This is a genomic window from Stenotrophomonas sp. RS-48, from assembly GCF_030053245.1.
GTDB lineage: Bacteria > Pseudomonadota > Gammaproteobacteria > Xanthomonadales > Xanthomonadaceae > Stenotrophomonas > Stenotrophomonas maltophilia_P.
On the sequence record NZ_JASGBV010000058.1, the window covers coordinates 15,271 to 37,797 of the forward strand.

At 67.2% G+C, this 22,527-nt stretch carries 18 protein-coding genes and 1 pseudogene; all 19 read left to right on the forward strand.

Annotated elements, in window-relative coordinates:
• Window positions 1–69: 69 nt before the first annotated feature.
• The 19 genes and pseudogenes from QMZ25_RS11650 to QMZ25_RS11740 all read left to right on the forward strand — a co-directional run bounded on the left by QMZ25_RS11650 (window position 70) and on the right by QMZ25_RS11740 (window position 22,506).
• On the forward strand, window positions 70–318 hold the full coding sequence (locus QMZ25_RS11650; RefSeq protein WP_283219670.1) for a hypothetical protein: 249 nt from the start codon (window positions 70–72) through the stop codon (window positions 316–318).
• A 5-nt stretch (window positions 319–323) separates the two neighbouring features.
• The gene (locus tag QMZ25_RS11655) at window positions 324–1,022 is read left to right on the forward strand and encodes a molecular chaperone (RefSeq protein WP_283219671.1); all 699 of its coding nucleotides are present in this window, start codon (window positions 324–326) and stop codon (window positions 1,020–1,022) included.
• A gap of 219 nt (window positions 1,023–1,241) precedes the next feature.
• Complete coding sequence (rpsB, locus tag QMZ25_RS11660; RefSeq protein WP_053518321.1) at window positions 1,242–2,048, forward strand: 30S ribosomal protein S2; 807 nt, start codon at window positions 1,242–1,244, stop codon at window positions 2,046–2,048.
• A 125-nt stretch (window positions 2,049–2,173) separates the two neighbouring features.
• A complete protein-coding gene (gene tsf, locus QMZ25_RS11665; RefSeq protein WP_053518318.1) occupies window positions 2,174–3,052 on the forward strand; it encodes a translation elongation factor Ts in 879 nt (292 codons plus the stop codon).
• 203 nt (window positions 3,053–3,255) lie between these two features.
• Window positions 3,256–4,791: a GGDEF domain-containing protein gene (locus tag QMZ25_RS11670; protein ID WP_053518316.1), complete on the forward strand. Its 1,536-nt coding sequence runs from the start codon at window positions 3,256–3,258 to the stop codon at window positions 4,789–4,791.
• Between the two features lie 120 nt (window positions 4,792–4,911).
• Window positions 4,912–5,640 (forward strand): UMP kinase, encoded by a 729-nt coding sequence (gene pyrH / locus QMZ25_RS11675; protein ID WP_053518314.1) that lies wholly within the window; start codon window positions 4,912–4,914, stop codon window positions 5,638–5,640.
• A gap of 97 nt (window positions 5,641–5,737) precedes the next feature.
• Complete coding sequence (frr, locus tag QMZ25_RS11680) at window positions 5,738–6,292, forward strand: ribosome recycling factor (protein WP_053518312.1); 555 nt, start codon at window positions 5,738–5,740, stop codon at window positions 6,290–6,292.
• 5 nt (window positions 6,293–6,297) lie between these two features.
• On the forward strand, window positions 6,298–7,065 hold the full coding sequence (uppS, locus tag QMZ25_RS11685) for a polyprenyl diphosphate synthase (protein WP_065174698.1): 768 nt from the start codon (window positions 6,298–6,300) through the stop codon (window positions 7,063–7,065).
• On the forward strand, window positions 7,062–7,898 hold the full coding sequence (locus tag QMZ25_RS11690; protein ID WP_053518308.1) for a phosphatidate cytidylyltransferase: 837 nt from the start codon (window positions 7,062–7,064) through the stop codon (window positions 7,896–7,898). Before uppS ends, QMZ25_RS11690 begins: the two co-directional genes overlap by 4 nt.
• 2 nt (window positions 7,899–7,900) lie before the next feature.
• Window positions 7,901–9,091 carry a 1-deoxy-D-xylulose-5-phosphate reductoisomerase gene (gene dxr / locus QMZ25_RS11695; protein ID WP_065174697.1) on the forward strand — a complete coding sequence of 397 codons (1,191 nt, stop codon included), beginning with the start codon at window positions 7,901–7,903 and terminating at the stop codon, window positions 9,089–9,091.
• Window positions 9,092–9,151: 60 nt separating this feature from the next.
• Window positions 9,152–10,510: an RIP metalloprotease RseP gene (rseP, locus tag QMZ25_RS11700; protein ID WP_053518305.1), complete on the forward strand. Its 1,359-nt coding sequence runs from the start codon at window positions 9,152–9,154 to the stop codon at window positions 10,508–10,510.
• A gap of 74 nt (window positions 10,511–10,584) precedes the next feature.
• Window positions 10,585–13,005: an outer membrane protein assembly factor BamA gene (gene bamA / locus QMZ25_RS11705; protein ID WP_180875671.1), complete on the forward strand. Its 2,421-nt coding sequence runs from the start codon at window positions 10,585–10,587 to the stop codon at window positions 13,003–13,005.
• Window positions 13,006–13,397: 392 nt separating this feature from the next.
• Window positions 13,398–14,420, forward strand: coding sequence for a UDP-3-O-(3-hydroxymyristoyl)glucosamine N-acyltransferase (lpxD, locus tag QMZ25_RS11710; RefSeq protein WP_053519892.1), 1,023 nt, complete (start codon window positions 13,398–13,400; stop codon window positions 14,418–14,420).
• Window positions 14,417–14,875, forward strand: coding sequence for a 3-hydroxyacyl-ACP dehydratase FabZ (gene fabZ / locus QMZ25_RS11715; protein WP_053519893.1), 459 nt, complete (start codon window positions 14,417–14,419; stop codon window positions 14,873–14,875). Before lpxD ends, fabZ begins: the two co-directional genes overlap by 4 nt.
• A gap of 18 nt (window positions 14,876–14,893) precedes the next feature.
• Window positions 14,894–15,685, forward strand: coding sequence for an acyl-ACP--UDP-N-acetylglucosamine O-acyltransferase (lpxA, locus tag QMZ25_RS11720; protein WP_053519894.1), 792 nt, complete (start codon window positions 14,894–14,896; stop codon window positions 15,683–15,685).
• A gap of 92 nt (window positions 15,686–15,777) precedes the next feature.
• Window positions 15,778–16,941, forward strand: a pseudogene (lpxB, locus tag QMZ25_RS11725) (lipid-A-disaccharide synthase); the annotation flags it as partial.
• Window positions 16,938–17,597, forward strand: coding sequence for a ribonuclease HII (locus tag QMZ25_RS11730; protein ID WP_283219672.1), 660 nt, complete (start codon window positions 16,938–16,940; stop codon window positions 17,595–17,597). The pseudogene lpxB and the gene QMZ25_RS11730, both read left to right, overlap by 4 nt.
• A 205-nt stretch (window positions 17,598–17,802) precedes the next feature.
• Window positions 17,803–21,396: a DNA polymerase III subunit alpha gene (gene dnaE, locus QMZ25_RS11735; protein ID WP_128990023.1), complete on the forward strand. Its 3,594-nt coding sequence runs from the start codon at window positions 17,803–17,805 to the stop codon at window positions 21,394–21,396.
• Window positions 21,397–21,546: 150 nt separating this feature from the next.
• On the forward strand, window positions 21,547–22,506 hold the full coding sequence (locus QMZ25_RS11740) for an acetyl-CoA carboxylase carboxyltransferase subunit alpha (RefSeq protein WP_053519898.1): 960 nt from the start codon (window positions 21,547–21,549) through the stop codon (window positions 22,504–22,506).
• The last annotated feature ends 21 nt before the right edge of the window (window positions 22,507–22,527 follow it).

Below are 22,527 nucleotides of genomic sequence, written 5' to 3' on the forward strand. Positions count from 1 at the left end.
CCTGCCCCTACAGATCCGGCGCGCCCGGCCGATAGCGTCCAGCAGGTATCCCGGCACGGTGGATGACAGGTGGTTCGCGCAGTTCCGATCCTGGCGATGATGCTCGCCGCCCCCCTGGCATGGGCCGAGCCGGCAGCCCCGGTGCAGGTGCGCCTGGTCGTAGTGGAAGCCTGCCAGGGCGATGCCGGCGGCCGCGCGTGTGCCGTTCCGCACCAGCGCAGCGATGCCCCGCAGTTGCCGGCACAGCTGCGTGAACTCGCCCCCGCGCCAGCCGCGCCCACCGACGACGCTTCCGCCGAACCGACATTCATCTACTGATGCCGATGCGCGCACTCCTTGCCCTGTTCCTGCTGCTGCCGGGGCTGCCTGCCGCCGCACTGGACCTGCTGCCCACGACCCTGCAGCTGCCCGCCGAAGGGGGCCGCACCGAACTCTGGCTGCACAACCCCGGCCCCGAGCGCTGGCAGGGCGAGGTGCAGATCCTGGCGTGGGAGCAGCAGCTGGACGCCGAACGGCTGCAGCCGAGCGACCGCATCCTGGCCAGTCCGACCCGACTGGATCTGGCGCCCGGCGCCCGCCAGCGGGTCTGGCTGCTGCCCCGCAGCGCCGTCCCGGTCGCCGCCGAGCAGGCCTACCGTATCGTGCTCGCCCCCGGCAGAAGCAGCCTGCCGCGCTACTCGCTGCCCCTGTTCCAGGGTACGGCTGCGCCGTCAGTGCGCCCGGCCGTGCGTGCCCGCGTCGAATCCAACGGGTCGCAGACTCATCTGCGACTGAACAACCCGGGCCGCCTGCATGCGCGCCTGGACGGGCTTTCATTCGAGTCCGCCGGCGGCCATCGCAGCGTGCTGCTGCCGGGCCTGGCCGGCTATGTGCTGGCAGGACGGGAAAGGCGCTGGACGTTGCCGGCACGCCGCGACGGCTATCTCGGCGGCCGCTTCCGGGCCCGCCTGCAGGACGGCCGGGAGGTCGTTCTGGACGCATGGGACCCGTCAATTGCGGTGAACCCGCCCGCCGGGCTATAATCGCCGGGATGTCCTGCCGCCCTGTGCGCTGGACCCCGTCCACACCGGACGTCACCGGTGAATCCACACCTGCTGCCCCCATCCGTGCCGGGGTGCTCCGCAAGGAGTTCGGCCACGGAGGCAACAGGGAAGCCCAACCCCGGAACCGATCGCGCTTCCACGCGTCCCGCATACCTATACCGCGGGCGGAATCGCTGGTTCCATATCAGGAGTACTGCAATGCCCCAGGTCACCATGCGTCAGATGCTGGAAGCCGGCGTCCACTTCGGCCACCAGACCCGCTACTGGAACCCGAAGATGGCTCCGTACATCTTCGGCGCCCGCGGCAAGATCCACATCATCAACCTGGAAAAGACCGTCCCGCTGTTCAACGACGCGATGAACTTCATCTCGTCGGTTGCCCAGAAGCGCGGCACCGTCCTGTTCCTGGGCACCAAGCGCAGCGCCCGCGAAACCATCAAGGAAGAAGCCGAGCGTTGCGGCATGCCGTTCATGAACCAGCGTTGGCTGGGCGGCACCCTGACCAACTTCCGTACCGTCAAGCAGTCGGTTGCCCGCCTGAAGGAACTGGAAGCCGGTGAAACCGACGGCACCTTCGAGAAGCTGGTCAAGCACGAAGTGCTGGGCCTGCGTCGCGAGCGCGACAAGCTGGAAGCCTCGCTGGGCGGCATCAAGGACATGAACCGTCTGCCGGACGCCATCTTCGTCATCGACATCGGCCACGAAGACATCGCCATCAAGGAAGCCAAGAAGCTCGGCATCCCGGTGATCGCCGTGGTTGATACCAACTACAACCCGGAGCTGGTCGATTACGCCATCCCGGGCAACGACGACGCCATCCGCGCCGTGCAGCTGTACGCCCGTGCCGCCGCCGACGCCGTGCTGGAAGGCAAGGCCGCTGCTCCGCACGCCGCCTCGGTGCGCGAGGAAGAGTTCGCTGAAGCCGCCGCTGAAGGCGAAGAGAAGCCGGCCCGTCGCGCTCCGGCCAAGAAGACCGCCAAGAAGGGCGACGAAGCCCAGGCCTGATCCAGGCCCCGGGGTGGGCCCCAGCGCCCACCCCTCCTGCATGCCGCCCTCGGCGCGTGACAGGACCATGTCATACGGGCCGGCCACCATGCCGGCCCAACCCCTTTCTTTCGTGAGGTAATCCCGTGGAAATCACTGCTTCCCTGGTCAAGGAACTGCGCGAGCGCACCGGCGCCGGCATGATGGAATGCAAGAAGGCGCTGACCGAAGCCGCCGGCGACATCGACGCTGCGGCGGAACTGCTGCGCAAGTCCGGCGCTGCCAAGGCCGACAAGAAGGCTGACCGCGTGGCCGCCGAAGGCCGTCTGGGCCTGGCACAGGACGGCGGCAAGGCCGTGCTGGTCGAAGTCAACTCGGAAACCGACTTCGTCGCCAACGACGTCAACTTCAAGACCTTCGTCGACGCCGTTGCCGCTGCCGCCCTGGCATCGGGCGCTGCCGACGTCGAAGCGCTGAAGACCGCCAAGCTGGCCTCCGGCGAGACCGTCGAAGAAGCCCGCGCCCTGGCCGTGCAGAAGCTGGGTGAGAACATCCAGATCCGCCGCATCGCCAAGGTCGACGGCAACAACACCGTGGGTGCCTACGTCCACACCAATGGCAAGGTCGGCGTCCTGGTGGACCTGGTCGGCGGCGACGCCGAACTGGCCCGCGGCCTGGCCATGCACGTGGCTGCGCTGAAGCCGCCGCACAACAAGGCCGCCGACGTTCCGGCCGACTTCGTCGAGAAGGAAAAGGAAATCGAACTGGCCAAGATGTCCGAGAAGGACAAGTCGAAGCCGGCCGATATCCTGGAAAAGATCATCAGCGGCAAGATCAACAAGATCGTCAGCGAAGTGACGCTGTACGGCCAGGCCTATGTGCTGGACGGCGACAAGACCGTCGAGCAGGTGGTCAAGGCCGCCGGTGCCGACGTCGCTGGTTTCCAGCTGCTGGTCGTCGGCGAAGGCATCGAGAAGGTGGTGGAAGACTACGCCGCCGAAGTTGCCAAGGCGATGCAGGTCTGAGTCCAGCCTTCCGGCTGTGAAGCGACCAGAAGGAGCCGCGGGGAACCGCGGCTCTTTTTTTATGCCGTCGGTGAACTTTGCGTTGCGCGCGAATCAGGCCGATACTCGGCGCAGGGAATCCTCAGTCACATAGCAGGATAGAAAGTCGCAGACTGTGATGAATTCCTAGGTATTCTTGCCCTAATGGAATTGAACGATCCGCCATGCCTCCCGAGCTGACAGCTGCCCTGGCGCTCTGCCGCAACCTTCCCTCGCCACCCGGTATTGCCCTGCGCATCATCGAACTGGCCCAGGATCCGGAAGCGGACATCGCCACCGCCGCCGACATCATCGCCATCGACATGGCGCTCAGCGCCCGCATGCTGCGCATCGCCAACTCGCCGCTGTATGCCAGCCGGCGTCGCATCGAGAATCTCGGCCAGGCACTGACCATGCTGGGCCTCAACGCCACCATCAGTCTGGCGCTGGGTTTCACGGTCACCCAGGGACTGACCGGCAGCGGTGCCGATCACGACCTGCGCCAGCGGGCCTGGAAGCGCAGCATCCTCAGTGCACTGGCCGCCAGCCAGCTTGGCCAGGCGCGCGGGCTGCGCCGCCTGGAAGAACTGATGCTGGCCGGACTGCTGCAGGACATGGGCGTGCTGTGCCTGGCCCAGGCCGAAGCCGAGCGCTACCTGCCCCTGCTGCGTGAAGCACGCGACAACCTCGACCTGGTTGCCCGCGAGCGCGACGTGCTGGGCTGCAGCCACGCCGATGTCGGCGCCTGGGTGGCCGAGCAGTGGGGCCTGCCGCGCTACCTGGTGGAGAGCATCAGCCACAGCGAAGACGAGGACGCCGCCGATTCGCCCTTCCAGGCGTGCGTGCAACTGTCCGGCGCGGTCGCCGACATCTGGCTGGACGGCGACGCCGACGCGGCCCGCGAACGGGCGCTGCAGCAGGTGCATGACCGCCTGGATCTGGACAGCGCCCGCTTCGACCAGGTCCTGGCCCGCATCAGCGATGCCCTGCCCGATATCGCCAGCCTGTTCGAAGCCGGCCTGAATTCTCCGGCGCGGGTGCACGAACTGATCGATCACGCACAGGAGCTGGCCACCCTGCGCAACCTGCGCGAACTGCAGGATGCCGACCAGGCACGGCGACGCGCCGATGAATTCGAGGCGCGCGCCAAGCGGCTGGCCGACCAGGCCCACCGTGACGCGCTGACCGGCGTACTCAACCGGCGCCAGCTGGAAGCGGTGCTGGAGCAGGAATTCCTGCGCGCCGGCCGGCATGGCTGGCCGCTTTCGGTGGCCTTCATCGACCTGGACGACTTCAAGAAGATCAACGACGCTCACGGTCATCTGACCGGCGACGAGGTGCTGCGCGCCTTCGCCGGCAAACTGCAGGGCCAGCTGCGCAACAGCGACACCGTCGCCCGCTTCGGTGGCGAGGAGTTCGTGGCGCTGCTGCCCAATACCAGCGAATCGGTAGCGCTGGAGGTGATCCGGCGCGTACTGGCGAACATCGTCGCCACGCCGATGGCCGAACTCGAGGGAGGGCCGCTGTTCGTCACCTTCTCCGCCGGCGTGGCCACGCAGGGGGGCTACGAACGCTTCGCCGACGTGCAGGACCTGCTGCGCGCCGCCGATGACGTGCTGTATCGATCCAAGAACCTGGGCCGCAACCGGGTGATCGCCCGCTCCCCCGGCGCGCTGGGCCACGACGAACTGTCCGCCACTGCCGGCCTCGAAGCGGGCTGAACGGGACGCCCCGATGAGCGGGGCGATCCAGCCGATTTTGCGCCGCAGTGCACAAAACACTTTGGCCGGGCGCCGCATGCGCGTAGAATCGCCCGCGATTTCCACGCACCCGAGGTCCCCATGTCCAAGCTCGCCTATCGCCGCATCCTGCTGAAACTCTCCGGGGAGGCGCTGATGGGAGACGAGGACTACGGCATCGACCCGAAGGTCATCAACCGCCTGGCCCGTGAAGTGATCGAGGCCCAGCAGGCAGGGGCCGAAGTGGCACTGGTGATCGGCGGCGGCAACATCTTCCGCGGCGCCGGCCTGGCTGCCGGCGGCATGGACCGGGTCACCGGCGACCAGATGGGCATGCTGGCCACCGTCATCAACGCGCTGGCCATGCAGGACGCCCTGGAGAAGCTGGGCGCCAAGGCCCGCGTGATGAGCGCGATCAAGATCAACGACGTGTGCGAGGACTACATCCGCCGCCGCGCCATCCGCCACCTGGAAAAAGGCCGGCTGGTGATCTTCGCCGCCGGCGTCGGCAGCCCCTTCTTCACCACCGATTCCGGCGCAGCCCTGCGTGCGATCGAGATCGGTGCGGACCTGCTGCTCAAGGCCACCAAGGTCGATGGCGTGTACGACAAGGATCCGAACAAGCACAGCGACGCGGTCCGCTTCGACAGCCTGAGCTACGACGAAGTGATCCGCCGCGGCCTGGAAGTGATGGACACCGCCGCCTTCGCACTGGCCCGCGACAGCGATCTGCCGATGCGGGTGTTCGACATGGGCCAGCCGGGCGAGCTGCTGAAGATCCTCAGCGGCGAGAACATCGGCACCCTGGTCCAGGGCCGCGACCCGGCCTGAGCCTGAGCGCAAGGCGACGCCCGGGCCGATCCAGGCCCGGCAGCGTCCCGTATTCGCCTATAATCGCCCGATTCCAGTTACATCCAGGACCCGGGCGATGCTCAACGACATCAAGAACAACGCGCAGACGCGCATGGCCAAGAGCATCGACGCTCTGAAGCACACCCTCACCTCGATCCGCACCGGGCGTGCCACTCCGGCCCTGCTGGACCGCGTCACCGTCAATGCCTACGGCAATGCCAGCACCCCGCTGAACCAGGTCGCCTCGATCTCCAACGCCGACGCCCACTCGCTGCTGGTCACGCCGTTCGACAAGAGCATGATCAAGGAGATCGAGAAGGGGCTGTACAACGCCGAGTTCACCCCGAATACGCTGGGCACCGCGATCCGCATCAACATGCCGCCGCCGACCGAAGAGCGCCGCAAGGAACTGGTCAAGCAGGTGCAGAAGGAAGGCGAAGGCGCCAAGATCGCGATCCGCAACATCCGTCAGGACGCGAACAAGGAAATCGCCAAGCTGGTCAAGGACAAGGCGATCAGCGAAGACGAGAAGAAGCGCGGCGAAGACGATATCCAGAAGCTGACCGACAGCAACATCAAGGATGTCGACAAAGTCGTCGCGGACAAGGAAAAGGAACTGTTGTCGGTCTGAAGTCGATGCCTTCAGTCCCGCCTCCCCTGCCGGCCGCCCTGCCCCGCCACGTCGCCATCATCATGGATGGCAACGGACGCTGGGCACAGCAGCGCCGCCGCCCGCGCGTGATCGGCCACCGTGCCGGCGCGCGCGCGGTCAACCGCACCATCGAGCGCTGCCTTGAACTGGGCATCCCGGCGCTGACCCTGTTCGCCTTCTCCAGCGAGAACTGGGGCCGGCCGCAGGACGAAGTCGATGCGTTGATGAAGTTGTTCCTGGGCGCGCTCGACCGCGAAGTGGACGAGCTGCACCGCCGGGGCGTGCGCGTGCGCTTCATCGGCGAGCGCGAGCGCTTCGGCGCCTCGCTGGTCAGCCGCATGCAGCTGGCCGAACAGCGCACCGCCGGCAACACCACGCTGACCCTGTCGATCGCCGCCAGCTATGGCGGCCGCCAGGACATCGCCCGCGCGGCGCGCGCACTGGCTGCCGAAGTGGCGGCCGGTCGCCTGCTGCCCGAACAGATCGACGAGGCGCTGCTGGGCCGGCAGATGGCCCTGGCCGACCTGCCGGCACCGGACCTGTTCATCCGCACCGGTGGCGACACCCGCATCAGCAATTTCCTGCTGTGGCAGCTGGCCTACACCGAGCTGTGGTTCACCGAGGCACTGTGGCCGGACTTCGACGCCGCGATGCTGCAACAGGCGCTGGATGCCTATGCGGGCCGTGAGCGCCGCTTCGGCCTGACCAGCGCCCAGATCGCCGCCCTGGCCACTGAGACGTCCAGCCCATGACCAAGACCCGAGTCCTCGCCGCGCTGATCATGGCGCCGGTCGCCATTGCCGCGATCCTGCTGCTGCCGACGCAATGGCTGGCCGCCGCGGCCGCCGCCGTCCTGCTGATCGGCCTGTGGGAATGGCTGAAGCTGGCCGACGTTGAAGACACCCTGGCGCGCACCGTGCTGCTGGTATTGAACCTGCTGCTGATGGTGCTGCTGGTGTGGGCCGACGGCAGTACCCTGGTGCTGTTCCAGATCACCACGCTGGTCGGCGTCGCCTGGTGGCTGGCGGCGCTGGTCTGGCTGCGCTTCTTCAACTTCGGTGCACAGCCGGGCAGCCCCGCGCGCATCCTCAAGCTGCTGGCCGGTACACTGGCCATCGTGCCGGCCTGGGCCGCGCTGGTGCTGATCCACGCCGGCGGCGACCCGCCCGGCCGGCAGGGGCATCTGTGGCTGCTGGCCGCGCTGGCGCTGGTCTGGGCCGCCGATTCGGGCGCCTACTTTGCCGGCCGCCGCTTCGGCAGGCACAAGCTGGCCCCGCGCATCAGCCCGAACAAGACCTGGGAAGGCCTGGTCGGCGGCCTGCTGGCCGGCGTGGCCGTGGCCGTCGGCCTGGGCTGGCTGGCCGGTATCGACCTGGCCCACCTGCCGGGCCTGCTGATCACGTCCGTGGTCGCCGTGCTGGCCTCGGTGCTGGGCGATCTGTTCGAGAGCCTGATCAAGCGCCATGCCGGTGCCAAGGACTCGGGCAACCTGATCCCGGGCCACGGTGGCGTGCTCGACCGTGTCGACGGCGTCCTGGCAGCCGTGCCGGTGTTCGCGCTGGGCAAGGAAATCTTCGGATTCTGACCATGCATGCAGCAGCAGACCTGCGCCGGGTCGCCGTGTTCGGCGCCACCGGATCGATCGGTGCCTCCACCCTGGATGTGATCGCGCGCCATCCGCAGCGCTACCGGGCCACCGTGCTTGCCGCCGGCCGCCAGGTGCAGGCGCTGCTTGCGCTGTGCCGCCAGCATCAGCCCCTGCACGCGGTGATCGCCGACGAGGCCCTGTACCCTGCGCTGCGCGACGGTCTGCGCGAGGCCGGCCTGGCGACCCAGGCCCACGCCGGCCAGGCAGCGCTTGACCAGCTGGCCGCCAGTGACGCCTGCGACACCGTAGTGGCCGCCATCGTCGGCGCGGCAGGGCTGTCCTCGACCCTGGCCGCCGCCGCCGCGGGCAAGCGCATCCTGCTGGCGAACAAGGAATCACTGGTACTGGCGGGCGAACTGCTGACCCGTACCGCCGAACGTGCCGGGGCCGAGATCATCCCGATCGACAGCGAGCACAGCGCCATCTTCCAGTGCCTGCGCTCGCGCGACGCCAGCCTCGAAGGCGCCGGGGTGCGCCGGATCCTGCTCACCGCCTCCGGTGGCCCGTTCCGTGGCCGCAGCCGCGCCGAACTGGCGCAGGTCACCCCGGCCCAGGCCGTGGCCCACCCGAAGTGGTCGATGGGGCCGAAGATCTCGGTCGATTCCGCGACCCTGATGAACAAGGGCCTGGAAGTGATCGAGGCCCACCACCTGTTCGCCGTGCCGGGTGAACGCATCGAGGTGCTGGTCCATCCGCAGAGCCTGGTCCATTCGCTGGTCGAATTCGTCGACGGCTCGACCCTGGCGCAGATGGGCCTGCCGGACATGCGCACCACCCTGGCCGTTGGCCTGGGCTGGCCGCAACGCATCGCCTCGGGCGTGGCCGGGCTGGATCTGCTGGCGCAGGGCCGGCTGGATTTCGAGGCGCCCGATACCGAGGCCTTCCCCTGCCTGGCGCTGGCCTGGCAGGCGATGCGCGCCGGTGGCACCGCCCCGGCGATGCTGAACGCCGCCAACGAAGAGGCCGTTTCAGCGTTTCTTCAGGGCCGGATCGGTTTCCTGACCATCCCGGCGCTGGTTGCTAACGCTCTTTCAACACTGCCGACCGAGCCAGCCGATACACTGGAGGTCCTGTTGTCCGCCGACCAGCGCGCACGCCTGCTGACCCTGAACGCCATCGACGCCGCCTGAACCGCCCGCCTGCCCAGCCCTGCATGACGACGCCGCCCCTGCCCGCCAACGTGAGCCTGCATGACTGACTTCATCGGATCGGTCTGGTGGATGATTGTCAGCCTGGGGCTGCTGGTCACCTTCCACGAGCTCGGGCATTACTGGGTCGGCCGCCTGTGCGGAGTCAAGGTGCTGCGCTTCTCTGTCGGCTTCGGCCGGCCGCTGTGGTCGCGGCGCGACCGGCATGGAACCGAATTCGCCATTGCTGCGATTCCGCTGGGCGGCTATGTGAAATTCCTCGACGAGCGCGAAGTCGAGGTGCATCCGCAGGAACGCGGCCAGGCGTTCAACCACAAGACGGTCTGGCAGCGCATCGCCATCGTTGCTGCCGGGCCGGTCGCCAACCTGCTGCTGTGCATCCTGCTGCTGTGGGCGATGTTCGTGATCGGCAAGCAGGACTATTCGCCCACCCTCGGCCGCACCAGCGGCATCGCGGCGACGGCGGGGCTCAACAGTGGTGACCGCGTGCTGCGCGTGGACGACCGCCCGGTCAGCACCCTGGGCGAGGCCAGCATGGCCCTGACCGCGGCAGCGATGGACCGTCGTGATGTCACGCTGGACGTGATCGACCGCAGTGACCAGGTGCATGCCCGTACCCTGCCGCTGTCGCAGCTGCCGGCAGGCTTCGATGAACGGCGGGTGCCGATCCTGGCGGGCCTGTACTGGCAGTCATGGCTGCAGCCCGCCCTGGTCGACAGGCTCACACCGGATTCCGTTGTTGCGGGCCAGCTGCAGCCGGGCGACCTCATCGTGGCCATCGACGGGCAGCGCATTGACAGCGTCGACCAGGTGATCGGCGAAATCCAGGCCCTGGGCCGCACCGGCGGCCCCGGCATGATCGAAGTCCTGCGTGGCGGCGAGCGGCTGGCACTGGAAGTGACTCCGCGCCAGGGCAAGGACGGCAAGGGCGAGCCGGTCTGGCAGATCGGCGTCGGTTTCCCCACCACCTACAGCCCGGCCTACGACACCCTGCTGCGTTACGGGCCACTGGACGCGGTCACCGTGGCGGTGCGTGAAACCGGCCGGCTGGCCGCCGACTCGCTGGGCATGATGGCCCGCATCGTTACCGGCAAGGCCTCGCTGCAGAACGTTTCCGGCCCGGTCACCATCGCCCGTGTGGCCAATGTATCGGCCAAACGTGGGCTCGACTGGTTCCTGCAGTTCCTCGCGCTGCTGTCGCTGAGCCTGTGCATCATCAATCTGCTGCCGATCCCGATCTTGGACGGCGGCCACCTGCTGTATTACCTTATCGAGTTGGTCAAGGGCAGCCCGCTGAGCGAGCGTGCCATCGCCGCCGGCCAATACATCGGCCTGGCGTTGCTGGCCGGGCTGATGGGGTTGGCGTTCTACAACGACATCCTCGGCCTGGTCCCGCGATGAACTTTTCCACGTTGTTGCCGTCTACAGCGTCGGCATCCCGCACCAATGAAATCGACCTTCCTACCGGACGTGACATGACGCGACTCCCCAATCGCCGCCTGCTGGCCCTCGCCCTCGCCGCCGTCACCGGCGCTCCCGCCCTGGCCCAGGCAGCCGAGCCCTTCACTGTCAGCGATATCCGCGTCGACGGCCTGCAGCGCATCAGCTCGGGTACGGTATTCACCTACCTGCCGGTGGAGCGTGGCGAGACGGTCACCGACAGCAAGGTCGGCGAAACCATCCGCGCCCTGTACAAGACCGGCTTCTTTGAGGACGTGCAGCTGGACCGCCAGGGCAACATCCTGGTGGTGACGGTCAAGGAACGCCCGGCGATCAACAAGCTGACCGTGACCGGCAACAAGGACATCAAGTCCGACCAGCTGCTGAAGGGCCTGTCCGACATCGGCCTGACCGAAGGTGGCACGTTCGATCGCCTGAGCCTGGACCGCGTGACCCAGGAACTGCGCCGCCAGTACAACGACCGCGGCAAGTACAACGTCGAGATCACCCCGACGGTGAGCCCGTTGGACCGCAACCGTGTGGACATCGCCATCGCGATCAAGGAAGGCAAGGCGGCCAAGATCCGCCATGTCAACCTGGTCGGCACCGAGAAGTACGACAGCAAGGACATCCTGGAAACCTGGGAATCCAAGGAGCACAACTGGGCCTCGTGGTACCGCCGCGATGACCAGTACTCCAAGGAAAAGCTGTCCGGCGACCTGGAAAAGCTGAACTCGTGGTACCTCGACCGGGGCTACGTCGACTTCAGCATCGACTCCACCCAGGTGTCGATCAGCCCCGACAAGCGCGACATGTTCCTCACCGCCGGCGTGACCGAGGGTGAGCAGTACAAGATCTCCGAGATCAAGGTCAGCGGCGACACCATCCTCCCGCAGGAGGACGTGGAGCGCATGGTGATCCAGAAGTCCGGCGACACCTTCTCGCGGGCGCTGCTGGAATTCAGCTCGGACACGATCACCAACTCGCTGTCCAACATCGGCTACGCGTTCGCCAAGGTGAACCCGATCCCGACCACCAACCGTGCTGACCAGACCGTTGCCATCAACATGCAGGTGGTGCCGGGCCCACGCGTGTCGGTGCGTCGTATCGTCTTCCGCGGCAATACCCGCACCTCCGACGAGGTGATGCGTCGCGAAATGCGCCAGTTCGAGAACAGCTGGTACTCGCAGGCCGCGATCGACCGCTCCAAGATCCGCCTGCAGCGCCTGGGCTATTTCGAATCGGTGGATGTGGAAACCCCGGCCGTCAGCGGCAGCAACGACCAGGTCGACGTCGTCTACAACGTCAAGGAAACCACCTCCGGCAGCTTCGTGTTCGGCCTGGGCTACTCGCAGTCCTACGGCATGACCACCTCCGTGCAGCTGTCGCAGAACAACTTCCTCGGCGGCGGCAACCGCGTGTCGGTGGAAGCCTCGCGCAGCAGCTACCTGCAGCGCTATGGCTTCAGCTACACCAACCCGTACTTCACCGATGACGGCGTGTCGCTGGGCTACAACCTGTCCTGGCGCGAACTGGACTACTCCGACTTCAACACCGCGCAGTACAACAGCACCAACGGTGCCGCGCAGGTGGTGTTCGGCGTGCCGCTGACCGAAACCGACTCGGTCTCGCTGATGTTCGGCATCGACAGCAACCAGATCTCGACGTACCAGAACGCAACGCCGCAATCGATCATCGACTACATCAACGCCGTCGGCCGCCGCACCTTCCATGCCTGGCGCACCGAGCTCGGCTGGGCACGCGACTCGCGCAACGACTACTTCATGCCGACCCGCGGTACCTACCAGCGCATCGGCCTGGAGACCACGCTGCCGGGTTCGACCGTCGAGTACTACAAGCTGAACTATCAGATCTCCAAGTACTGGCCGATCATGCCGTCGCTGGTGATCAACACGCGTGCGGAAATCGGCTACGGCGACAGCTATGGCAAGGACACCTCGCGTGATCTCTGCTACACCGCGCCGACCGAGGCCAACCCGAACCCGACCCAGACGGTCAACTGCAACCCGGGCTCACCGGATTACAGGAAGACGGTGACCGCCAGCGGCCTGCCGTTCTACGAGAACTTCTACGCCGGCGGTACCAACTCGGTGCGCGGCTTCGAGGACAACACGCTGGGCCCGCGCGAAGTCACTTCCGGCTATCCGGAAGGCCAGCCGCTGGGTGGCTCGCTGAAGACCGTCGGTTCGATCGAAGCCTACTTCCCGCGTCTGTTCGACAGCCCGTCGGCCCGCGTGTCGGCCTTCGTCGACTTCGGCAACGTCTACAACGGCGCCGACAACTTCAAGGCCAACGAACTGCGTGTGTCCACCGGTGTGGCCCTGCTGTGGCGCGCCCCGGTCGGCCCGATCTCGATCAGCTATGCGTTCCCGCTGAAGAAGGAAGACGACGACAAGATCGAGCGCCTGCAATTCACCTTCGGTGGGCAGTTCTAAGAACTGACCACCGAAGGTGCGCCGCGGCTTGCTGCGCAAGCAGCGGGTCCCGACCTACCCCCTATCCCCCGCGCCGCTGGCGCGCCCCCCTTAACAGAAGGGGGGCTCTCCACCAGACGGGGTACGAAGCGCCGGGCTCTGCCCGGCGTTTTCGTTGATGCAGATGACACTGCACACTGCACGGGCCCTTGGCCGCGCTCGCGGGAGACTGTCCTGAGGCGGCGGGTGGGCCTGGCCAGGACCGTTGGCGCCATGGATGGCGCCATCGAGCACCATGGAGGGGCTTCTGCGTGTCCTGGCCAGGGCCACCCGCCGTCTCCCGCCCGTACCAGGCAGGCGCCACGCTCTGCCCCCCGCATGACCGCAATGGCGTCACACGTTAAACTCCCGCCGTGAATACTCCCTCCTACACCGCCCAGCAACTCGCCGAGCAGTTCGGCCTGCAGGTCCATGGCGACCCCGCCACCGCCATCCATGGCGTGGCCACCCTCGCCCATGCCGGCCCTGGCCAGCTGACCTTCCTCGCCAATCCGCGCTACCGCACCCAGCTGGCCGACAGCCAGGCCTCGCTGGTGGTACTGCGTGCCGACGATGCCGAGGCGGCTCCCGGCGCCGCGCTCGTGGCCAAGGACCCGTACACCACCTTCGCCAAGATCGCCGCGCTGTTCGACATCGCACCGACACGCCCGCCGGGCATCCATCCCAGCGCCGTCATCGATCCCACTGCCCAGGTCGCAGCCAGCGCCCATATCGGTCCGTTCGTGTCCATCGGCGCCCGCAGCGTAGTCGGCGAGAACTGCATCATCGGCACCGGCAGCGTGATCGGCGAGGATTGCAGCCTGGACAACGGCTGCGAACTGATCGCCCGGGTCACCCTGGTCACCCGCGTCCGGCTGGGCAAGCGTGTGCGCGTCCACCCCGGCGCCGTGCTCGGCGCCGATGGCTTCGGCCTGGCGATGGACGCGGGCAGGTGGATCAAGGTGCCGCAGCTTGGCGGCGTGCGCATCGGCGACGACTGCGAAATCGGCGCCAACACCTGCGTGGACCGCGGCGCGCTGGAAGACACCGTGCTGGACGAAGACGTGCGCCTGGACAACCTGGTGCAGATCGCACACAACGTGCAGATCGGCGCGCACTCGGCCATCGCTGGCTGCACCGGCATTGCCGGCAGCGCCAAGATCGGACGTTACTGCCTGCTCGGCGGCCACGTCGGCGTGGTCGGCCACCTGGAGATCTGCGACAAGGTCGTGATCACCGGCAAATCGGTGGTGCGCAACTCCATCCATGAGCCGGGCGAGTATTCGTCCGGCACCCCGTTGACCGACAACCGCACGTGGCGCAAGAACGCCGCGCGCTTCAAGCAGCTCGATACGCTGGCCCGGCGCATCCTGGCTGTGAGCAAGGAGAAAGAATGAACGACACGCTGCAGCTTCCGATCGATGTCCTCCAGATCCAGGAGCTGATCCCGCACCGCTACCCGTTCCTGCTGGTGGACAAGGTCCTCGAGCTGGATGTGGACGCCAAGCGCATCCTTGCCCAGAAGAACGTGAGCATCAACGAGCCGTTCTTCCAGGGCCATTTCCCGGGCCGCCCGATCATGCCCGGCGTGCTGATCATCGAGGCACTGGCGCAGGCCGGCGGTGTGATGACCCAGCTCTCGCTCGGCCGCGATGCGCAGTCCAAGCTGTTCTACATGGTCAAGGTGGAGAACGCCCGCTTCAACAAGCAGGTGGTGCCGGGCGATGTGCTGCTGCTGGACGTGCAGATGAAGCGGCTGATCCGCAACATGGGCTGGTACTACGGCGAAGCCAAGGTCAACGGCGAAGTGGTGGCCTCTGCCGAGGTCATGTGCGCCGGTGCCAAGGGCTGAGCCATAACGGAGCCAGGAATGACTGACAACGCCCCACGGATCCACCCCACCGCCGTCATCGACCCGTCCGCCCGGCTGGCCGACGATGTGCAGGTCGGTGCCTTCACCCTGATCGGTGCCGATGTGGACATCGGCGCAGGCACGGTCGTCGGCCCACACTGCAGCATTCTCGGACCGACCCGGATCGGCCGCGACAACCGCTTCATCGGCCACGCAGCCATCGGCGGCGAGCCGCAGGACAAGAAGTTCGCCGGTGAACGCACCGAACTGGTGATCGGCGACCGCAACGTGTTCCGCGAGTTCGTCACCGTCAACCGCGGTACCGGCGGCGGCGGTGGCATCACCACGATCGGTGACGACAACTGGATGCTGGCCTATACGCATGTGGCGCACGACTGCCACGTCGGCAACGCCTGCGTGTTCTCCAACAACACCACGCTGGCCGGCCACGTTACTGTCGGCGACTACGTGATCATCAGCGGCTTCGCCGGTGCCCACCAGTTCTGCCGCATCGGCGCCCACGCCTTCCTCGGCATGGGTGCGCTGACCAACGGCGATGTTCCGCCGTTCACCATGGTGGGCTCCGATTCGCTGGGCCGTCCGCGCGGCATCAACAGTGAAGGCCTGAAGCGCCGCGGTTTCGATGCCGAACGCATCTCCGCCATCAAGCGTGCCTACCGGACCCTGTACGTGGCCGGCCTGCCGCTGGCCGAAGCCAAGCAGCAGCTGGTGGAACAGGCGCGCGACAGCGAGGACGTGAAGTCCATGCTGGAGTTCATCGAACACGCAGAGAGGCCCCTGCTGCGATGAGCAGCACGTCCGGCCAGGCGCCGGCCGGCGCCGCTGTCATTCCGCTGGCCTCCCTGGCCGGCAGCGTGCCTGCACAGCGGGTGCTCAGCGAGCGGCCGCTGCGGATCGCACTGGTGGCCGGTGAGGCCTCCGGCGACCTGCTCGGTGCCGGCCTGGTGCGCGAGTTGAAGGCCCGCTTCCCGAACGCCGAGTTCGCCGGCATCGGCGGCGATGCCATGCGCAATGCCGGTTGCCAGACCTGGCACGACGCCAGCGAACTGGCGGTGATGGGGCTGACCGAAGTCCTGCGCCACCTGCCGCGCCTGCTGAAGCTGCGCTCGGCCTTCCGCCAGCGCGCGCTCGAGTGGCAGCCGGACGTGTTCATCGGCATCGATGCGCCGGACTTCAACCTGGGCATCGAGCGCTGGCTGAAGCAGCGTGGCGTGCGCACCGTGCATTACGTCAGCCCTTCGGTCTGGGCGTGGCGCGAGAAGCGCGCCGAGAAGATCGGCAACAGTGCCGACCTCGTGCTGTGCCTGTTCCCGATGGAACCCCCCATCTACGCCCGGCACGGAATCGACGCGCGCTTTGTCGGTCATCCGATGGCCGATGACATTCCGCTGCAGGGCAACCGCGACGAAGCCCGTGCCGCGCTGGGCCTGCCGGCCACGGCCAAGGTGCTGGCGGTACTGCCGGGCAGCCGCCTGGGCGAGATCTCGCGTCTGGGCGAGCCGTTCTTCGAGGCTGCGTGGCAGGTTTCCGAGCGGATTCCGGGGCTGCACGTCGTGGTGCCTGCCGCCAATGCCGCCTGCCGTCGCCTGATCGAGGAACAGCTGTCGCGTTCGGCGCTGCCGGTCGCCTACTCGCATGTGCTTGATGGCCAGGCCCGCGACGCCATGATCGCCGCCGACGTGGTGGTGCTCGCCTCCGGTACCGCGACCCTGGAAGCCATGCTGGTGAAGCGGCCGATGGTGGTCGGCTATCGCGTCAACGAACTGACCTACCGCCTGGTCAAGGCGCTGGGCCTGATCAAGGTCGACCGCTTCGCCCTGCCCAACATCCTGGCCGGCCAGGACCTGGCACCGGAGCTGATGCAGCACGACTGCACGCCGGACAAGCTGGCCGCCGCCATCCAGCAGTGGTTCGACCATCCGCAACGGGCCGCCGACCTGCAGGGAACCTATTCGCGCCTGCATGAACGCCTGCGCCGCAATGCCTCGGCACGCGCCGCCGACGCTGTCGGCGAGCTGCTGGTACGCGAGCTGGACAAGGCATGAGCCGCCGCCACGCCGCCGCAGCCAGCCTGGCCCTGTTCGACGGTTCACTGCGGGTTGAACCGGACCGCCTGGTCGCCGGTGTCGATGAGGCCGGCCGTGGCCCGCTGGCCGGGCCGGTCGCCGTCGCGGCGGGGGTATTCGATCCTGCCCGCCCGCGCATCAACGGCCTGGATGACTCCAAGCAGCTCACCGCCGCGCGCCGCGAGCAGCTGTACGACCGCATCATCGATCGCGCCCTGGCCTGGCATGTGGTGCTGGTGGACGTAGCAGCGATCGACCGCCTGAACATCTACCAGGCCACCCTGCAGGGCATGCGCGACGTGGTGGCGGCCGTGGCCCATGTGGCCGGCTTCGCCCGCATCGACGGCAACGTGGTTCCGAAGGGGCTGGTACTGCCGGCGCAGGCGCTGGTTGGTGGCGATGGCATCGACCGCGCGATCATGGCGGCGTCGATCCTGGCCAAGGTGTCGCGCGACCGGTACATGCAGGACCTGCACGTGCGGCATCCGCACTACGGTTTCGACCAGCACAAGGGCTACGGCACTCCGGCCCACCTGGCGGCACTGCGTGAACACGGCCCCTGTGGCGAGCACCGGCGCAGTTTCGCCCCGGTGCGTGAATGCCTGGAAAACCCGGCGGCCGCGGCCATCGCCTGAACAACCGCCGCCGGGCATCGTGCGCCCACATTGCCGTGGTAGCGCCGGGCCATGCCCGGCGGCCTGTTCGCGCAATCGACGTGCCGTCAAGAGCTTGTCGCCTCCCCCTGCCCTCGCTACCCTGACCGGGCATTCCAGCGCTTCCCGACCCCGGCGACGAACTCCCGTCGGCACCCGGGGCCCCCGCGCTCCAACCTGGTCCGGCATGTCCAACTCCCGTTTCGTACATCTCCACGTCCACACCGAGTTCTCGCTGGCGGACTCGACCATCCGTGTGCCGGCCAAGCCGGACCAGGCCGACCCGAAGAAGGCCAAGCAGGCCAACCTGCTGTCACGCTCGGTCGAGCTGGGCCTGCCCGCGCTGGCGGTGACCGACCTCAACAATCTGTTCGCCCTGATCAAGTTCTACAAGGCAGCCGAAGGCGTGGGCATCAAGCCGATCGCCGGCGCCGACGTGATGATCGCCGAGGAGGGCCAGGACCCGTGGCGGATGACCCTGCTGTGCCGCGACCGCGAAGGCTACCTGAGCCTGTCACGGCTGCTGACCCGTGCCTGGATGGAGGGCCATCGTCCGGAAGGCGGCGTCGCCGTGCATCCGGACTGGTTGAAGGCGGGCAACGCCAACCTGTTCGCGCTGGCCGGGCGCGAGAGCCTGGCCGGGCGCCTGGCGCTGGACGGCAAGCACGACCTTGCCGAGCAGCATCTGGCCGACTGGCAGCGGGTGTTCGGCGATGGCCTGCACCTGGAGCTGACCCGCACCGGCCGCGATGGCGAGGAGGCCTTCAACCGCTTCGCGCTGATGGCCGCCGGCCAGCGCGGCCTGCCGGTGGTGGCCAGCAACGATGTGCGCTTCCTTGCACCGTCGGACTTCAGCGCGCATGAGGCACGTGTGTGCATCTCGACCGGCCGCGTGCTGGACGATCCCAAGCGGCCGCGCGAGTACAGTGACCAGCAGTACCTGAAGTCGGCCGAGGAGATGTGCGCGCTGTTCGCCGACATCCCCGATGCGATCGACAACACGCTGGCGCTGGCCGAGCGCTGCAACATCGAGATGCGGCTGGGCACCTACTTCCTGCCCAACTACCCGGTGCCGGACGACGAGACCCTGGATACCTGGATCCAGAAGATGTCGCGCGACGGCCTGGAAGAACGCCTGCAGAAGAATCCGCTGGCGCCGGGCAAGACCCGCGAGGAGTACTTCGAGCGCCTCGAATTCGAGCTCGATACCATCATCAAGATGGGTTTCCCCGGCTACTTCCTGATCGTGGCCGACTTCATCCAGTGGGGCAAGAACCAGGGCATCCCGATCGGCCCGGGCCGTGGTTCCGGTGCCGGTTCGCTGGTGGCGTGGGCGCTGAAGATCACCGACCTGGATCCGCTGCCCTACAACCTGCTGTTCGAGCGGTTCCTGAATCCGGAACGCGTGTCGATGCCCGACTTCGACATCGATTTCTGCATGGACCGCCGCGACGAAGTGATCGACTACGTCGCGCGCAAATACGGGCGCGAACGCGTCAGCCAGATCATCACCTACGGCACCATGGCCGCCAAGGCCGTGGTGCGCGATTCCGGCCGTGTGCTCGGTTTCCCCTATGGCCTGGTTGACGGCGTCTCCAAGCTGATCCCGAACATCCTCGGCATCCACCTGAAGGATGCGCTCGGCAAGGGCAAGGAAGGCCCGGGCTCGGAGATGGCATCGGCCGAGCTGATCCAGCGTTACGAAACCGAAGACGATGTCCGTGACCTGATCGATCTGGCGCTGCAGCTGGAAGACCTCACCCGCAACGCCGGCAAGCACGCCGGTGGCGTGGTGATCGGCCCCGAGCCGCTGAGCGAGTTCTGCCCGCTGTACGCCGAACACGACGAGAACGGCATCGGCAAGAACCCGGTCACCCAGTTCGACAAGAACGACGTCGAAGAAGTGGGCCTGGTGAAGTTCGACTTCCTTGGCCTGCGCACGCTGACCATCATCGACTGGGCAGTGAAGGCGATCAACAAGCGCCACGCGCGCGCCGGCATTCCGCCGGTGGACATCGCGGCGATCCCGCTGGACGACGCGCCGACCTACAAGGACATCTTCGCCAACGGCAACACCGGTGCGGTCTTCCAGTTCGAATCCTCCGGCATGCGCCGCCTGCTGAAGGACGCACGCCCCGACCGTTTCGAAGACCTGATCGCGCTGGTGTCGCTGTACCGCCCCGGCCCGATGGACCTGATTCCGTCCTTCAACGCGCGCAAGCACGGGCAGGAAGAGATCATCTATCCCGATCCGCGCACCGAAGCCATCCTCAAGGACACCTACGGCATCATGGTGTACCAGGAGCAGGTGATGCAGATGGCGCAGATCGTCGGCGGCTACTCGCTGGGCGGCGCCGACCTGCTGCGTCGTGCGATGGGCAAGAAGGTGCCGGCCGAAATGGCCAAGCACCGCGAGATCTTCCGCGAGGGTGCGGCCAAGGGCGGCGTCGACGGCCCCAAGGCCGACGAGATCTTCGACCTGATGGAGAAGTTCGCCGGCTACGGCTTCAACAAGTCGCACGCCGCGGCCTACGCGCTGGTCAGTTACCAGACCGCGTGGCTCAAGCGCCATTACCCGGCCGAGTTCATGGCGGCCACGCTGTCTTCGGACATGGACAACACCGACAAGGTGGTCGGCTTCCTCGACGAGGTGCGCAACCTCGGCCTGACCGTGCTGCCGCCGAAGGTGAACCAGTCCGCCTTCATGTTCGAGGCTGCCACGCCGGACACCATCCAGTACGGCCTGGGTGCGATCAAGGGTGTCGGCCAGGGTGCCTGCGAAGCGGTGGTGGACGAGCGGCTGCGGGGTGGAAACTACACCGACCTGCTCGATTTCTGTACCCGCGTCGGCTCGGCCAAGCTCAACCGGCGCACCCTGGAAGCGATGATCAACTGCGGCGCACTGGATGAGCTGGGCCGCAACCGCGCCTCGCTGATGCTGCAGCTGCCGGAAGTGATCAAGGCCACCGAGCAGATGGCACGCGAGCGCGCCTCCGGGCAGAACTCGCTGTTCGGTGGGCCGGACCCGAGCGCGACGACGATCCAGCTGGACCTGCCGGAGGCCGAAGAGTGGCCCCTGCTGCAGCGCCTGAACGGCGAGCGCGACACGCTGGGCTTCTACCTCAGCGGCCATCCATTCGATCCGTGGCGCGACGACGTGCGCGATCTGGTCGGCAACGATCTGGGCGCGGTGGAAAAGATCTGGAGCGCCAACAGCGGCGGTGGTGGTGGTGGCGGTGAGAAGCGCTGGCGCCCGGAAGTGCAGACCGTGCTGGCCGGCCAGGTGGTCGGCGTGCGCCGCAAGGGCGAAAGCCAGATCTTCATCCAGCTCGAGGACGGGCGTGGACGCGTGGAGTGCAGCGCGTTCTCCGACACCCTGGCCGAGTTCGGCCACCTGATGACCAAGGACCGCATCCTGGTGGTCAAGGGCGGCCTGCGTGAAGACGAATTCAACGGTGGCTACGCCCTGCGCATCCGCCAGTGCTGGGATTTCGATGAGGTCTGCGCCAACTACGCTACGCGCCTGTCGCTGCGGCTGGACCTGCGCCAGCAGCGGCCGGTGTGGGAGCGCATCGATGCCCTGCTCGACCGCCATCGCCCCGGCCGCACGCCCCTGCGCCTGGACCTGCTGCTGAAGGGCCCGCACGGCGGTATCGCCGGCATGCTCGACGTGTCCGGACAGAGCGCCGTGCGCATCGACTCGAAGCTGATGGAAGCGCTGCGCGCCGACCCGGCCGTGCGCACCCTGAAGGTGCGCTACAGCCCGCCCTGGGCCAGCTGATCCCGCCCCGCCAGGTCCCGCGTCCAGCCGGCGCGGCCAAGGCAGCGCGCTGCCTGCCGGCCAGCCCCTCCGTACGCTCCAGACAGGGGCGTACGGGGAATTTCACCGGGTTCGGCTACACTTTCCTCCTTCTTTACACGACGGCTTCCGATGAATCCGAACTACCTCGACTTCGAGCAACCCATCGCCGACCTGGAAGCGAAGATCCAGGAGCTGCGCAACGCCAGTGCCGGTCCGGCGGTCAATGTCGAGGCCGAAGTGCACGCGCTGCAGGACAAGCTGCGCATGCGTACCGCACAGATCTTCCGCAACCTGACCTCCTGGCAGGTGCTGCAGCTGGCCCGCCACCCGTCGCGGCCCTACACCGCCGATTACATCCGCATCATCTTCGATGAGTTCCAGGAACTGGCCGGTGATCGCGCCTTTGCCGACGACAAGGCCATCATGGGCGGCCTGGCCCGCATCAATGGCCGCGCGGTGATGGTCATCGGCCACCAGAAGGGCCGCGACACCAAGGAGAAGATCAAGCGCAACTTCGGCATGCCCAAGCCCGAGGGCTACCGCAAGGCGCTGCGCCTGATGAAGATGGCCGAGCGTTTCGGCCTGCCGGTGCTGACCCTGATCGACACCGCCGGCGCCTGGCCGGGCATCGACGCCGAATCGCGCGGCCAGTCCGAAGCGATCGCGCGCAACCTGATGGAAATGGCCGAACTGAAGGTGCCGGTGATCTGCACCGTGATCGGCGAAGGCGGCTCGGGCGGCGCGCTGGCACTGGGCGTGGGCGACCGCACCGTGATGCTGGAGTACGCGGTGTATTCGACCATTACCCCGGAAGGCTGCGCCTCGATCCTGTGGAAGGACGCCGGCAAGGCCAAGGACGCGGCCGAACAGCTGGGCCTGACCGCCCCGCGCCTGAAGAGCCTGGGCCTGGTCGACAAGGTCGTGCGCGAGCCGACCGGCGGCGCCCACCGCAACCCGACGCAGATGGCCCGGCGCCTGAAGGCCGTGCTGCTGAACGAGCTGGACGCGCTGGACAAGCTGTCCACCGGGGAACTGCTGGAGCAGCGCTACAAGCGCCTGCGCAGCTACGGCACCTACGAGGCGGCGTAATCGCTGCTTCCGCTGCACGGT

Excerpts from the sequence above, each read along its gene's own strand:
- QMZ25_RS11730 (WP_283219672.1), top strand. The coding sequence starts at position 16,938 with ATGAGCCGCCGCCACGCCGCCGCAGCCAGCCTGGCCCTGTTCGACGGT.
- fabZ (WP_053519893.1), top strand. The coding sequence starts at position 14,417 with ATGAACGACACGCTGCAGCTTCCGATCGATGTCCTCCAGATCCAGGAG.
- pyrH (WP_053518314.1), top strand. The coding sequence starts at position 4,912 with ATGTCCAAGCTCGCCTATCGCCGCATCCTGCTGAAACTCTCCGGGGAG.
- rseP (WP_053518305.1), top strand. The coding sequence starts at position 9,152 with ATGACTGACTTCATCGGATCGGTCTGGTGGATGATTGTCAGCCTGGGG.
- QMZ25_RS11655 (WP_283219671.1), top strand. The coding sequence starts at position 324 with ATGCGCGCACTCCTTGCCCTGTTCCTGCTGCTGCCGGGGCTGCCTGCC.
- QMZ25_RS11740 (WP_053519898.1), top strand. The coding sequence starts at position 21,547 with ATGAATCCGAACTACCTCGACTTCGAGCAACCCATCGCCGACCTGGAA.
- uppS (WP_065174698.1), top strand. The coding sequence starts at position 6,298 with ATGCCTTCAGTCCCGCCTCCCCTGCCGGCCGCCCTGCCCCGCCACGTC.
- bamA (WP_180875671.1), top strand. The coding sequence starts at position 10,585 with ATGACGCGACTCCCCAATCGCCGCCTGCTGGCCCTCGCCCTCGCCGCC.
- lpxA (WP_053519894.1), top strand. The coding sequence starts at position 14,894 with ATGACTGACAACGCCCCACGGATCCACCCCACCGCCGTCATCGACCCG.
- dnaE (WP_128990023.1), top strand. The coding sequence starts at position 17,803 with ATGTCCAACTCCCGTTTCGTACATCTCCACGTCCACACCGAGTTCTCG.
- frr (WP_053518312.1), top strand. The coding sequence starts at position 5,738 with ATGCTCAACGACATCAAGAACAACGCGCAGACGCGCATGGCCAAGAGC.
- dxr (WP_065174697.1), top strand. The coding sequence starts at position 7,901 with ATGCATGCAGCAGCAGACCTGCGCCGGGTCGCCGTGTTCGGCGCCACC.
- rpsB (WP_053518321.1), top strand. The coding sequence starts at position 1,242 with ATGCCCCAGGTCACCATGCGTCAGATGCTGGAAGCCGGCGTCCACTTC.
- QMZ25_RS11690 (WP_053518308.1), top strand. The coding sequence starts at position 7,062 with ATGACCAAGACCCGAGTCCTCGCCGCGCTGATCATGGCGCCGGTCGCC.
- QMZ25_RS11670 (WP_053518316.1), top strand. The coding sequence starts at position 3,256 with ATGCCTCCCGAGCTGACAGCTGCCCTGGCGCTCTGCCGCAACCTTCCC.